The following is a 12,874-nucleotide window of genomic DNA, read 5'->3' on the forward strand; positions in this document are numbered from 1 at the left end:
CTGGGGGGCGCCGCGAGCGTTCCGCCCCGACGCGCCGGGCAGGCCCCCCGGCAAATGGCCCCCGGCCGCCGCCTGGCGGCGACGGCCTCCTCCTTTATTTTGCCCAGGCGCCTACCGGCCGCTTCGGGGCTCGTGCGCGGGGTAGGCGTGCTGCAAACCGGTGCTTGCCGTGAGGCGCCAGTGGCTGGACACGATGGGCCGCGCTGCGCTTGTGGGCGAAATCAAGGAGGAGGGGACGGCCGCAGGCCGGCGCCGGGGGACATCCGCCGGCAAGCGTAGCGTGGCCTAGCGCTCGACGCGCCGGCCGCCTCCGCCAGTGAATAGTGACGCGCTACGCTCGCCAGGAATCCACCCTGAATCCGCACCGTAAACCCCTGTATCAACCGGTGTAACACCCGTGATACACCCGCACCACGCTTGCCTCTCAGCGCAACGCCGTCCATCGCCAAACCTATTCATACGCACAAACGCTAAACGCCGCTGTAACAGCAATGTTGCGCGCCATTAACCGGACTCCCACAAAAACCCCGCAAACACGGGCGTCCGGAACTTGGCACGAATGCTGCTCCATCCCTCCGCATGTCATCGGAGGTCGCCATGGACAGCGTTGCCGCACACCGCACACGACACACCACATTCTGGCTGCTTGCCGCCGCACTCATCGTGCCGGCCGCCGCCAACGCCTCCGGCGCACGCCAGGGCGTCAAAGCACAATCCGGCGAAATCGTCCTGCTGCGTGACGTCTCCGCACGGCCTGCGTACCGCCCTGCGCCCCCCGGCATGGCCCTCATCGCAGACCCCTCACCGCGCCGCGAAATCGGCCACGCCCTCGGCACCTCCACCGGCATGGATGAACTCAGCGACGACGATTACGCCTCGCTCGGTTCCAACACCGGCGCCGGCATTCCCCGCAACGCCACCACCATCGAACGCGTCACCGGCCATACGGTCAACGGCACGCTCGGCAAAGTCACCGACAGCGGCATGCTCTCCAGCGGCCAGTTCAGCAACACCATCGGCGGCCCCATGGGCGCCGTCGGCAACGCGACCCGCGGCATTGGCGACCAGGTGCGTGGCGCACTCGCCCAGTTCCCGCTCGGCCAGCCTGCGGGCGGGCCCGGCAAATGAACGCCGTCCTGCGCACAGCACTGCTGAGCAGCCTGTTGCTGGCTCCCTGGGCTGCACACGCCCAGCAGGGCAACGACTACGCCGCGATGCTTTCCTACCTCAACCAGAGCCGCATCGATGGCCGCACGCTGGCCGGTGCCGACGGCGCCATCACCGTCAACATGGCGGCCGGTGACCTCAACCAGCAGGCCAACCTGATGGGCATCGCCAATGGCCGCAACGCCCACATCCAGGTGGATGCACGCCAGCAGCAGTCCAACAATCTCAGCCTCAGCGACACCGCCATGGACGCCAGCGCCACGCTCGGCGGCCAGGCACTGAACGGCGCCAGCGGCGTCGCATCGATCAACCAGGCCAGCGGCAATGGCAACGCGACGCTCAACGTCGTCACCGCCACGCTGGCGCAACAGGGCATACGCGAAACGAACGACGCGGCTTTGGCCGGGTCGGGCGCACTCGCGTCAGCAGGGGGGCAGGGGGCCGTCAACAGCGGTCGGTCGGCCGGAACTCGCAGGGTGGCGGTCGAAGCCTCCGCGCTGCAGGGATTCGACGGCGTCCTGCAACTCAATCAGATCGCGGGATCCGGCAACGCCACCGCAAACCAACTGAGCATTTCGGTGCAGTCCACCCCGTGAGTAGTCACATCCACCCGATTGTCTGTGATGAGAGAGAGGGCACCATGAACACCAACATGAAACGGACCGTACTGGCCATCGCCGTCGCCGCTGCATCCGCCTCCGCCGGCGCCAATGGCTGGGGCAATGACCGCGACAACCAGAACCAGAGCGCGAACATCAACCACCTGCACAACGTGGCTGAAACGCGCACCAACACCAACACCGATACGAACACCGAAACCAATACCACCACCAACACCGATACCGATTCGCGCACCTGGAACCGGACCTGGAACAACACCCGCAACAACAACAGCACCACTAACACCACCATCAACGACAACGTGACGAGCAACACCAACGTCACCAGCAACCGCGACGTGACCAGCAACCGCAACGTCACCGAGAACGTCAACAAGACCAGCAACATCCAGGCCGACGAACGCCAGGAAAAGAACAACCACGGCGTTGATGTCAACATCGAAAAAGACCTGCGCCTGAGCTCGGACATCAGCTTCTCGGGTGATCCGGAAATCACCGGCTCGATCGATATCGACTCGGCCGCCATCGCCGTCATCGACAACCGCCAGTCGGTCACCAACAACCTGGCCGGCAACAGCCTGGTGACCAACAGCGCCTCGATCGCCGACGACGTCGGTGCCGATGCCTCCGGCAACCTGGGCTTCAACGTCGCCGCCGGCGACAACAACGCCCAGGACAATGCGGCCTCGCTGTCCGCTGCCGATGCGTCCTTCAGCTTCGGCATGGCCGATGCGGAAGTCTTCGTCAACCAGTTCGGCGGTGGCAACACCACCCTCAATTCCGGCGTGACCAACGCCGCGGGCCTGGGTGGCAATGCCTTCAGCGGCGCGTCCGGCAACATCGGTGCCAACGTCGCGTCCGGCAACAACAACGAGCAGAAGAACGCGCTCGCCGCCTCGGTCGCCACCAGCGCCTATGCGACCTCGAGCATCAGCTCCAACCAGGTGTCCTCCGGCAACACCGTCAGCAACGCCGGCTACCTGCAGTCGATGACCGACACCGTGGACGTGAACCTGAGTGGTCGCGTTGCCGGTGCCACGTTGGCCGTCGGTGCGGGCCGTTACAGCGGCACGGGTAGTGCCTACCAGAAAGACAACTACTACCTGGATACCTGGAGCGGCGCGCTGGATCACCCGAGCGGCAGCGAAACCGGTCATATCGACATGGATAGCGATATCCAGAATGCCACCGCCAACCCGAATCGTCCGGGCGTGGGCGGCATTGCGTTCGATACCGATGAGCGCGGCACCAGCCAGTTCGTTGAACTGGGCGTGGCCGATCTCTACGCGAGCCTGAGCGGCACCGTCTCCACCACCCGTTGGGTGAACGTGGATGCGACCAACACCGCGGCGCTGTCCGGCAGTGCGTTCTCCGGCGCCTCCGGCAACATCGGGGTGAACGTGGCCTCCGGTACCGGCAACCTGCAGGCCAACAGTCTGGCCCTGGCGGTTGCACAACCCTCCACCGGCGGCGGCGGTGGCGGCGGTCCGGAACAGTAAGTCTGTCCGTTTTCGCAAGCAGTACGCGTTGAGCGCAACAAACCCGGTCATCCGCCAATGACCGGGCTCCCCGGGAGCCCCTGTCCCTTCTCCCCCTTGGGGCAGGGGCTCCTTCCTGAGCCGGAGTACTACATGTCCAGTCGTATGCGCACGTGGGTGCTGGTGTGGGCCTTGTCGGTGCTGATGATGCCGATGGGCATCGTGCGTGCCGGCGACGTCGGCTTCAGTGGTGTGCTGCCCAACGGGGCGGTCCTCACCCAGCGCGTGGAGAGCATGCAGGAACGGCGCTTCCGCAATGTCGTACGGCAACACACCGATTACAGCTGTGGCGCAGCTGCCCTGGCCACGATCCTGCGCTACGCCTACCACCTGGAGGCCGATGAGAGCACGGTGATCGAAGGGATGATGGGGGTCTCGGATCCACAACTGGTCCACCAGCGCGGTTTCTCGCTGCTGGACATCAAGCGTTACGTCGAATCGATGGGCATGCGTGGGCGCGGCTACCGCGTCAATGAAGAGCGCCTGCGCTCACTGCGCGTGCCCGGGCTGGTGTTGATGGATGTGCGGGGCTTCCGCCACTTCGTGGTCCTCAAACAGGTCCGCGGCGATCTGGTGGATGTCGCCGACCCGATCCTGGGCAACCGCAGCATTCCCGTCAGCGAATTTCTCCAGGCGTGGCCGTCGCGCGCCGTGTTTGTCGTGATCGGCAGTGACTTCGATCGCAACACGGTGCTGCTGCAGCCCGGTGAACGGCCGAGTGCCCGTTCGCTGTACGCCAGGCAGGGGCCGATCACCGATGCGGAACTGGTCGATTTCGGATTCACCCATGCCGATCTGTTTTAAGGAGGCACCATGAACATCGCAACCTGGACGCCCGGCATCGTGCTGCTTGCCCTGCTGGGCATCGCGCCGGCGCATGCCGACGAGAGCCGCCCCGGCAAGGGATTGAGCGAGATCCCCGATCCGGAATTGAACCTCATGCGGGGCCGCTACACGGTCGGTGGCAACACCGTGGCGTGGTTCGGCGTCACCATGGTCTCGCAATGGCAGACCGCCGGCGGGCAGTCCGCACAGAGCGCGCTGAAGCTGGGCATGGACTTCAGCCACGGCGGCAGCACACCGAAGATCAGCTTCGCACCGAGCGTGAGTGTGACCGCTGCCGATGCACCGCTGCCGGTGACACCCGGGCGCAGCGTGGATTCCAGCGGCCTGCAGAACGTGGCTGGCCTGAGTCAGAGCATCCAGGTGGCCGGTGACGGCAACCTGGCCAGCAACGCCACCCAGCTCACCGTACGTGATGGCACCGCACCTGCGCCCACCAGCGAAGGGGTGAACCTGGCCAGCGTGCAGCAGGGCGGCGTCAGCGCGCTGGCCCAGCTGGAGGGCAACACGGCCAAGGTGCAGCTGCAGATCGAGGGCGTGGGTGCGGTCCAGCAGTGGATCCGCAACGGCAGCGTCGGGCAGAGCATCGTGTTGGGCAGTGATGGACAGTCGGTGACCAACCGGCTGCAGATCGACCTTGTCCGGCAGTCGCTGGCCAACAACGTTCCGCTCAATCAGAACGTGGCGCAGGCGATGACGCTGGTACGCGGGGTAGGCATGGGGCCGGGCCAGTGATCTTGCGGCACGGCAGGGGGAGCGACAACACAACAGTGGGCCAAGGCAATGCACACGATGATCCGCGCAACACCGCTGGCGCTGGCGGCGCTGGCACTCATGGCGGCTGCGTCCGCCCAGGCACAGGCACAACAGCCGGCGCCCGATGACGCAGCCGACGTCAAGGCCTTGATGGCGCAGCTGGAAAGCCTGAAAGCCAATTACGCGCAGGAAGTCCGCCGCCTGCGCGAGCTGGACATGCAGGTGCAGGCCATGCAGGCGCGGTTGACCGGCAAGACCGCGCCGGTCGCCGGTGCCGCACCTCCACCTCAACAGGCCCTGCCGGCTGGCACGCCCGCCGCACCGGCCAGCGCCGACGGTTACGCCAGCTCGGCGGCCGAAGCGCAGCAGGCCAAACAGGAATCGCGGCGCAGCGTGGATGACGTCAAACAGCAGCAGGCCGCGCTGTTCAGTCGCCGCTTCACGATCGAGAACAGCCTGTCCTACGCGCGCTATGACCGCAAGCAGCTCAGCCTCAACGGCTTCCTGGCGTTGGATGCGATCTTCCTGGGCAACATCGCCATCGAGAACGTCGAGTCGGACACGCTGACCTACAACCTGGCCGCGCGCTGGGGTGTCAGTCCGCGCCTTACCTTGAACCTGGACGTCCCGTATCTCGCTCGCAAGACCGTGTTCCAGAAGGGCGGCGCCGGCGGTTCCGCGGCGGCGATCGCGCAGGAAGAAACCACCGGCAACGGCATCGGCGATGTTGGCGTGAGCGCCAACTATCGGTTGTTCGCCGAACGTGGGCGGCTGCCGGAAACCGTGCTGACCGTGGGCGCGACCGCGCCGACCGGGCGTGCACCGTATGGGCTGGACTGGAAGGTGCTCGAGCGCGACGACGATGACTTCATCCGCTTCGCCGTGCCCGAGCAGCAGCCCACCGGCAACGGGGTGTGGCAGGCCAACGTCGGGCTGTCCGCAGTGAAGACCGCCGATCCGGCGATCCTGTTCGCCAACATCGGTTACATCCATTCCTTCCCGCGCAGCTTCGATGACATCGATGCGAACCCGGACACCACCAACCCGGGGGATGTGAAGCTGGGCGGTTCGTATTACTTCGGTGCCGGCGTAGCGTTCGCGTTCAACGAGCGCACCAGCCTGAGCATCTCCTTCAGCGACAAGCTGAGCGCGCGCGCCTCCACGCGCTACAAGAACGGCCAGTGGCTGAAGGTGATCGGCAGTGACGCCAACGCGGGCACGCTCAACCTGGGCATCACCTACGCCCTCAACCAGAAAACCACGCTGGTGAGCCTGCTGGGCATCGGCCTGACCCCGGATGCACCGGACTTCACCCTGGCCTTCAAGGTGCCGTACAGCTTGTAGGCGCGCTGCGCAGGGGGCTACGCCACCGTCCAGGGGTCAGCGCAGTTCGGGGAGCGCCAGCTGGTGCTTGCGGCACAGCCGGTAGACAGTCACCCGCGAGACCTGCATGTGGCGGGCGCAGGCGGCGATGTTGAAGTCGTTCTGGCGCAGGGCATGCAGCAGGGTCTCGCGTTCGGCGACCTGCTTTGCGCCGTGCAGGCCGTGCGCGGTGATGGGCAGCAGCGGCTGGCTCAACTCCAGATCCGCGGCGGTGATCAGTTCGGCATCGCTGACGATCGCTGCACGCTGCACCCGGTTGAGCAGCTCGCGCACATTGCCCGGCCATGCAAAGCGCTCCAGCGCCTGGACGGCATCGGCGGTGAAGCCACGCGCCCGGGTGACGTGGCGATGCCGGAAGCTGGCGAGAAAATGCTGGGCCAGCATCGCGATATCGCTGCCGCGCTCGCGCAGCGGTGGCAGGGGCAGGCGCAGCACGTTGAGCCGATAGAACAGATCGCGCCGGAAGTGGCCCTGTTCGACCGCGGCTTCAAGATCGACGTGGGTGGCGGCCAACACACGCACATCCACCGCCAGCGGCCGGTTGCTGCCGACGCGTTCGACGGTGCCTTCCTGCAGTACACGCAGCAGATTGGTCTGCGCATCCAGCGGCAGGTCGCCGATCTCGTCCAGGAATACGGTGCCGCCACTGGCCGATTCAAACAGGCCCAGGCGCCGCGTTGCCGCACCGGTGAAGGCGCCCCGCTCGTGGCCGAACAGCTCGGACTGGACGAGCGCGGCCGGGATGGCGCCGCAGTTCACCGCCAGGAAGGGACGCGCGTGGCGCGCGGACAGCGCGTGCAGTGCCTGTGCCGCGAGTTCCTTGCCGGTGCCGGTTTCGCCGGTGATCAGTACCGGCAGGTCTACCGGTGCGTACTTGCGGATGGCCGCGCGGGTGACCTGCAGGACCGCGCTGTCGCCGATCAGGGACTGCGGGCCATGGGGCGCGGGCAGGGGTTCGGCGCCCGCCAGCTGCTGCAGTCGCTGCACGACGCGCGGCAGATCGATCGGGGCGGTGTAGGTATCCACACAGGCGGCGAGCAGCGCATCCAGCACCGGCGAGGCGCGCAGCGGAGCGGCCGGCAACAACGCCAGCAGGCTCATGTGGCGGTGGTCGACCAGCAGCTGTTGCAGGTGGGCCAGGTTGGCCGGGACCACGGTACGCAGGTCCAGCAGGCCGACGACCTGATCGCTGCCACGCATGCCGATGCCGGCGCACTGCTCGGGGGCGACGCCGCGCACCTGCCAGCCGGCCGCAGCCAGCGTCGCCCGTTCAAGCGCGAGGGGTTGCCCAAACCAGATCACACACCGGGCAGGAAAATCGGGGACAGCCGCCATGCGTCACCTTGTCGACGAGGATCACGGGCGGTGTCTGCTGCCTGATCGGTTGCCCAGGACGTGCCGCCCCACGTCCGGGTCCGTCCCCCGCCGCGGCGCGCGTGCGCCGGGCGTGTCGCCCGCTGGAAAACAGGCGGTGACAGAGAAAGGAACGCGGGTTGGGCCGGTCAGCGGCCATCGCCGCGCCCAACGAAAAAGGCCGCTGCGGGGCAGCGGCCTTCGATCCATCGGTTCAGCAGGGCGCGTCAGAGATCGACGCGGCGGGCCTGCATGAACTTGCCGCCCCAGTAGCCGCTGACCAGGCTGTCGACGCGGACATCCTTGCCGGTGCTCGGGGCATGCAGGAAGCGACCTTCGCCGACATAGATGCCGACGTGGTCGACCCGGCCCTTGCGGCCGAAGAACACCAGGTCGCCCGCCGCCAGGGCGTTGCGGTCGTTGATCAGTTCGGCCGCGCCGTCATGGGCCATTTCGCGCGACACGCGCGGCAGTTCCACGCCCAGCGCAGTGCGGAATACATAGCCGACCAGGCCGCTGCAGTCGAAACCACTGTCCGGCGAGGTGCCACCCCAGCGGTACGGGGTGCCGAGCAGGGTCATCGCACGGCGCAGCAGGGACTGGACCTTGCCGTTTTCGGCGGCGTCGCCGGCCACGGTAATGGCGCCGGTGCTGGCGTCGTAGTTGGCGAGCAGGCGGCTCAGATCACCGGCGAACATCGCCGAGCGGTCCATGAGCGGGATGGTGTCGTTGGCGGCCAGGTGCGGAAGCAGGGCGGCGAGGGTGGCGCTGGCAGCGGCATCGGCCTTGCTGCGGGCCGGCGCATCAGCCTTGGGCTTGGCCGGCGCGGAAGAATCGGGGGTGACAGTGACGGGGGAAGCAGCAACCTCGGGAGCGGTCGTCGGTGCGGACTGCGCCCAGGCCGGAAGGCTGGCCAGGCAGAGTGCTGCAGCGAGGAAAGCGGGGCGGGCGCGTCGCCGGATGGCGGCGGTCTGGCCTTTGCACGTCAGGTCGTCTGTCGTCACGCGGCGGTCACTGAATAAAAACGATGGGTGATGATGCCGTGTAAGCGCAGTGATTAGGTACAAATTCCGTTAATTTTTCGTTTACAACTATGTGATGTTGGTCACAAAATTGGACCTTACCCCTGTTCAGGTTAGTTAAGGACGCGTTTCGCCCCCGTGTAGTGGTCCTTCCAGTAGGGACCGCCGAGCGAGTCCAGCCGGACGGTGCCGCCGGTGCTGGGGGCGTGCACGAAGCGGCCTTCACCGACATAGATGCCGACATGGAACACGTTGCCCTTGTTGCCGAAAAACACCAGATCGCCCGGCGCCAGGCGCTTGGGATCGATCTTCGGCCCCTGCACGGCGGCCAGATCGCGCGAGGTGCGCGGCAGGCGCAGATCAAGCATCTCGCGGTAGACATAGGCGACCAGGCCGCTGCAGTCGAAGCCGGATTCCGGGGTGTTGCCGCCGTAACGGTAGGGCGTGCCCACCAGGCCGATGGCGCGCATCAGCACTGCGTTGGCGGCCTGCGGGTCGTTCGGGGCCACGCTGGGCCATACCTGGGTGGAGGCGGGCGGCGGGGCCGGGCGGGTGGTCTTGCCGCCGCCACAGGCGCTCAGCAGGGCGATGATCGCCAGCAGGGCCAGGCGGCCGGGCAGGCGGGTCAGGCGCGAAACTGGCGTCATGTGCATGTTGTCCGGATAATGCGCGACCTTATAAGGCCGTCATGATGGCGGCGTATCCGGCAGGCCACAACCCGCCTCACCCGTCTGCCCTCGGCAGTCTCCAGACCAGAGTTGCGCATGAAGATCGAAAAAGACCGCGTCGTCCGTTTCCATTACACCGTCGCCGAGCAGGGCCAGGAGCCGATCGAGAGCTCCAAGGACCGTGATCCGCTGGCGATCCTGATCGGCCACGGCAACATCATCCCGGGCCTGGAAAACGCCATGATGGACAAGGAAGCCGGCGCCACCTTCGAGGTGGACGTGAAGGCGACCGATGCCTACGGCGAGCGCCGCGAAGGCCTGACCCAGCGCGTGCCCAAGAAGCACTTCGGCACCAGCAAGCTGGTCCCGGGCCAGCAGGTCGTGCTGCAGACCAACTTTGGCCCGCGCGCGGTCACCGTCGAGAAGGTCGGCATGAGCGTGGTCGACGTCGACCTGAACCACCCGATGGCCGGCAAGGACCTGCACTTCAACGTGGAGATCGTTGACGTGCGCGAAGCCAGCAAGGAAGAAATCGAGCACGGCCACGTGCACGGCGACGGCGGCCACCAGCACTGAGTGCTGTAATCCCTCGTTGATCCAACGGCCCGCTTCGGCGGGCCGTTTTCGTTCGTGCGGCAGGCCCCCGCGCGCACGGCATAATGGCGGGCCTGGTCAGCGGATTGCCTGTGAACGCAGCTTCTTCTCCTTTGCAGCCGGTGGGTGCCCACGAGCGCATCGCCGTCATCGACATCCTGCGCGGGTTCGCGTTGCTGGGCATCCTGCTGATGAACATGGAGGCCTTCAGCGGTCCGCTGGACCTGTCCTTCACCGGCATCGATCCGCATTGGCAGGGCGCGGACTACTGGGCCGATGCGGCCATCTACGTGCTGGTCCAGGGCAAGTTCTTCACCCTGTTCTCGCTGCTGTTCGGCGCGGGGTTCTCGGTCATGGCGCAGCGCGCCGACGCGGCCGGTCGCGCATTCGCACCGTTCTATCTGCGCCGCAGCGCGGCACTGCTGCTGATCGGCCTGTGCCACGCGGTGCTGGTGTGGTCCGGCGACATCCTGGTGATCTACGCGTTGATCTCGCTGCTGCTGCTCGCCTGCCGCGAGGCGCCGCGCAGTTGGTTGCCCGCGATGGGCGCGATCAGCTATCTGGGCGCTGCCGCCCTGGTGCTGGTGCTGGGGGCGTTGATGAGCTGGATGGCCAGCATGGAGCACACGCAGGAACCGCTGCGCGAGGCCATCGCCCAGGCCCAACGCACGATCGAGCTGCAGCGCCAGGCGTACGCGCATGGCAGCTGGGGGCAGGCGGTGGGACAGCGCCTGCGTGATCTCGGCGCGATGCTGTCGGGCATCTTCGTGATCGGTCCGGAAGTGCTGGGCATGTTCCTGATCGGCAGCTGGTTCGCGCGCAGTGGCGCGCTGGCCGAACCCGAGCGGTTTGCGCGGCTGTATGCACGGCTGCGCTGGATCGCGTTGCCGGTCGGGCTGGTGCTGATGCTGGGCAGTGCGATCTGGCACCCCTATCAGGCACCTGGCACGCTGGATCTGCGCAGCGGCGTGGCGTATGCGATCAGTGCACTGGCCGGGCTGCTGATGTGCCTGGGCTATCTGGCCTGGATCGTGCACTGGCGCGCACGCCTGCAGATGCTGGCGCCGATGGGGCGGATGGCGCTCACGCATTACATCGGCCAGTCGCTGGTCTGTACCTGGGTGTTCTATGGCTATGGATGGGGCGCGTTCGAAACGATGCCGCGGCTGTGGCAGATCCCGTTCGCGCTGGCGCTGTTCGCGCTGCAGCTCGCGATCAGCCATGCGTGGCTGCGGTACTTCCGGTTCGGGCCGCTGGAGTGGATCTGGCGCGCGATGACCTATCTGCAGTGGCCGCCGTTGCGCCGGGCCTGACACGGCGGTGCCGCGCACCCTCACGTCTGGATCGCAGCCGGTCGTGGCATGCTGGGCAGGAGCATGAGCGTCGGCACCGGCCAGTTGATGGCAGACCTGATCAACGGCCGCGCGCCGGTGATCGGTCCTGCCCCTTACCGAGTTGAGCGATGCCAATGACGATGCAATACGACTATGACCTGATCGTGCTGGGCGGTGGTTCCGGCGGCCTGGCCGCGGCGTTCCGCGCCGCGCAGCACGGCCAGCGGGTAGCGATGCTGGAGCCGGGCGAGCTCGGCGGCACCTGCGTCAATGTCGGCTGCGTGCCGAAGAAGGCGATGTGGCTCGCCGCCGATCTGTCCGGACGCATCGGCCTGGCTGCAGCGATGGGATTCGATGTGCCGGTGCGCCCATCACTGGATTGGAAAGAGCTGGTGGTACATCGCCAGGCGTACATTGCCAACATCCATGCCAGCTATCTCAAGCGCCTGGATGAAAACAAGGTGGTGCGGGTGCCGCGTCGTGGCCGCCTCGTGGATGCGCACACCGTGGAGTGCAGCGATGGTGTACGGATCAGCGCCTCGCACATTCTGATCGCAACCGGTGCCCATCCCCAGCGCCCGGACATTCCCGGTGCCGAACTGGGCCTGGTCTCCGATGATTTCTTCAATCTGTGCAGTGCGCCGGAGCGGGTCGCGATCGTGGGCGGTGGCTACATCGCAGTGGAGCTGGCCGGGCTGCTGCAGGCGCTCGGCAGCCGCGTGACCCTGCTGGTCCGTGGTGAACGGTTGCTGGAGCGCTTCGATGCGGAACTGACCGGACAGCTCGCCGATAATCTTCGCCATCAGGGCGTCCAGCTCCATTTCGGGTATCGCCTGCGTGAGTTGCAGCGTGATGGTGATGCGGTGGTGGCGCTCGGGCACGACGGGCCCGCCGATGGTCACTTCGATGCCGTGTTCTTCGCCACTGGCCGGCGCGGTAACAGTGCCGATCTCGGGCTGGAGGCCGTGGGTGTGGTGGTCGGTGAGAAGGGCGAGGTCGAGGTCGACGCGTGGCAGACCACCGCGGTACCCAGCGTGCATGCGGTGGGCGACATCGCCGGCAAGGTTGGCCTGACCCCGGTGGCGATCGCCGCGGCGCGCAAGCTGATGGACCGCCTGTTCGGTGGCCAGCCCCAGGCGAAGATGGACTATGAAAACGTGGCCAGTGTGGTGTTCTCGCATCCGGCCCTGGGCGCGGTGGGGCTGAGCGAAGAAGAGGCCTGTGCGAGATACGGCGATGTGCGCGTGTACCGCAGCAACTTCCGCCCGATGCTGCAGGCGTTGGCTGACGGTACCCAGCGCAGCCTGTTCAAGCTGGTCTGCGTGGGCGAGGACGAGCGCGTGGTCGGCGTGCACCTGCTGGGCGAGTCTGCGGATGAAATCCTGCAGGGGTTCGCGCTGGCGGTGAAGATGGGTGTGACCAAGGCCCAGTTCGACGACACCGTGGCGATCCATCCAACCTCCGCAGAAGAAGTCGTACTGATGCGCTGAACGCGCATCAGCGGCGTGCACCTGCCGCAGCCGCAGCAGGGATCCGGGAGTGCCGCCACGCATGCGACAATGGCCGCCCCACCTGCTGCCCAGCCGCCTCCGTGCG

The 12,874-nt window shown here is 66.7% G+C and carries 12 protein-coding genes and 1 pseudogene; 10 read left to right on the top strand and 3 right to left on the bottom strand.

Going from position 1 to position 12,874, the window contains the following annotated elements; genetic code table 11:
* Positions 1-597: 597 nt before the first annotated feature.
* The 6 genes from QMX81_RS13070 (at position 598) to QMX81_RS13095 (ending at position 6,268) form a co-directional block, all read left to right on the top strand.
* Entirely contained in the window at positions 598-1,128 is a 531-nt protein-coding gene (locus tag QMX81_RS13070) for a hypothetical protein (protein WP_282262083.1), read from the top strand.
* Positions 1,125-1,763, top strand: coding sequence for a hypothetical protein (locus tag QMX81_RS13075; RefSeq protein ID WP_121038543.1), 639 nt, complete (start codon positions 1,125-1,127; stop codon positions 1,761-1,763). The genes QMX81_RS13070 and QMX81_RS13075 overlap by 4 nt, the downstream gene beginning before the upstream one ends.
* A 56-nt stretch (positions 1,764-1,819) precedes the next feature.
* Positions 1,820-3,286: an adhesin gene (locus QMX81_RS13080; protein ID WP_226956708.1), complete on the top strand. Its 1,467-nt coding sequence runs from the start codon at positions 1,820-1,822 to the stop codon at positions 3,284-3,286.
* A gap of 183 nt (positions 3,287-3,469) precedes the next feature.
* Positions 3,470-4,129, top strand: a complete 660-nt coding sequence (locus tag QMX81_RS13085; protein WP_226956711.1) for a C39 family peptidase — start codon at positions 3,470-3,472, stop codon at positions 4,127-4,129.
* Between the two features lie 9 nt (positions 4,130-4,138).
* Entirely contained in the window at positions 4,139-4,903 is a 765-nt protein-coding gene (locus QMX81_RS13090) for a hypothetical protein (RefSeq protein ID WP_282262087.1), read from the top strand.
* A 48-nt stretch (positions 4,904-4,951) separates the two neighbouring features.
* Positions 4,952-6,268, top strand: coding sequence for a hypothetical protein (locus tag QMX81_RS13095; RefSeq protein ID WP_121038531.1), 1,317 nt, complete (start codon positions 4,952-4,954; stop codon positions 6,266-6,268).
* A gap of 36 nt (positions 6,269-6,304) precedes the next feature.
* Here the strand turns inward: QMX81_RS13095 and QMX81_RS13100 are convergent, their stop codons facing one another.
* The 3 genes from QMX81_RS13100 to QMX81_RS13110 all read right to left on the bottom strand — a co-directional run bounded on the left by QMX81_RS13100 (position 6,305) and on the right by QMX81_RS13110 (position 9,335).
* Positions 6,305-7,642: a sigma-54 dependent transcriptional regulator gene (locus QMX81_RS13100; protein WP_152154174.1), complete on the bottom strand. Its 1,338-nt coding sequence runs from the start codon at positions 7,640-7,642 to the stop codon at positions 6,305-6,307.
* A 245-nt stretch (positions 7,643-7,887) separates the two neighbouring features.
* Positions 7,888-8,649: a C40 family peptidase gene (locus QMX81_RS13105; RefSeq protein ID WP_259462152.1), complete on the bottom strand. Its 762-nt coding sequence runs from the start codon at positions 8,647-8,649 to the stop codon at positions 7,888-7,890.
* A 146-nt stretch (positions 8,650-8,795) separates the two neighbouring features.
* Positions 8,796-9,335, bottom strand: a complete 540-nt coding sequence (locus QMX81_RS13110; RefSeq protein ID WP_282262091.1) for a C40 family peptidase — start codon at positions 9,333-9,335, stop codon at positions 8,796-8,798.
* A 111-nt stretch (positions 9,336-9,446) separates the two neighbouring features.
* On the opposite strand from QMX81_RS13110, the gene QMX81_RS13115 reads away from it, so the two are divergent.
* From QMX81_RS13115 to gorA, 4 genes and pseudogenes are all read left to right on the top strand, one after another.
* A complete protein-coding gene (locus tag QMX81_RS13115; RefSeq protein ID WP_088433264.1) occupies positions 9,447-9,926 on the top strand; it encodes a peptidylprolyl isomerase in 480 nt (159 codons plus the stop codon).
* An 83-nt stretch (positions 9,927-10,009) separates the two neighbouring features.
* Entirely contained in the window at positions 10,010-11,257 is a 1,248-nt protein-coding gene (locus QMX81_RS13120) for a DUF418 domain-containing protein (RefSeq protein ID WP_121038520.1), read from the top strand.
* Between the two features lie 15 nt (positions 11,258-11,272).
* Positions 11,273-11,416 (top strand): annotated as a pseudogene (locus QMX81_RS13125) (amino acid dehydrogenase); the annotation flags it as partial.
* Positions 11,413-12,768, top strand: a complete 1,356-nt coding sequence (gorA, locus tag QMX81_RS13130) for a glutathione-disulfide reductase (protein ID WP_121038517.1) — start codon at positions 11,413-11,415, stop codon at positions 12,766-12,768. The pseudogene QMX81_RS13125 and the gene gorA, both read left to right, overlap by 4 nt.
* Positions 12,769-12,874 lie beyond the last annotated feature (106 nt).

The organism is Stenotrophomonas sp. PS02301 (assembly GCF_029959485.1).
GTDB classification, from domain to species: Bacteria; Pseudomonadota; Gammaproteobacteria; order Xanthomonadales; family Xanthomonadaceae; genus Stenotrophomonas; species Stenotrophomonas maltophilia_Z.

Coding starts and splice junctions, on each gene's coding strand:
- QMX81_RS13070 (WP_282262083.1), top strand. CDS start 598: ATGGACAGCGTTGCCGCACACCGCACACGACACACCACATTCTGGCTG.
- QMX81_RS13075 (WP_121038543.1), top strand. CDS start 1,125: ATGAACGCCGTCCTGCGCACAGCACTGCTGAGCAGCCTGTTGCTGGCT.
- QMX81_RS13080 (WP_226956708.1), top strand. CDS start 1,820: ATGAAACGGACCGTACTGGCCATCGCCGTCGCCGCTGCATCCGCCTCC.
- QMX81_RS13085 (WP_226956711.1), top strand. CDS start 3,470: ATGATGCCGATGGGCATCGTGCGTGCCGGCGACGTCGGCTTCAGTGGT.
- QMX81_RS13090 (WP_282262087.1), top strand. CDS start 4,139: ATGAACATCGCAACCTGGACGCCCGGCATCGTGCTGCTTGCCCTGCTG.
- QMX81_RS13095 (WP_121038531.1), top strand. CDS start 4,952: ATGCACACGATGATCCGCGCAACACCGCTGGCGCTGGCGGCGCTGGCA.
- QMX81_RS13100 (WP_152154174.1), bottom strand. CDS start 7,642: ATGGCGGCTGTCCCCGATTTTCCTGCCCGGTGTGTGATCTGGTTTGGG.
- QMX81_RS13110 (WP_282262091.1), bottom strand. CDS start 9,335: ATGCACATGACGCCAGTTTCGCGCCTGACCCGCCTGCCCGGCCGCCTG.
- QMX81_RS13115 (WP_088433264.1), top strand. CDS start 9,447: ATGAAGATCGAAAAAGACCGCGTCGTCCGTTTCCATTACACCGTCGCC.
- QMX81_RS13120 (WP_121038520.1), top strand. CDS start 10,010: ATGGCGGGCCTGGTCAGCGGATTGCCTGTGAACGCAGCTTCTTCTCCT.
- gorA (WP_121038517.1), top strand. CDS start 11,413: ATGACGATGCAATACGACTATGACCTGATCGTGCTGGGCGGTGGTTCC.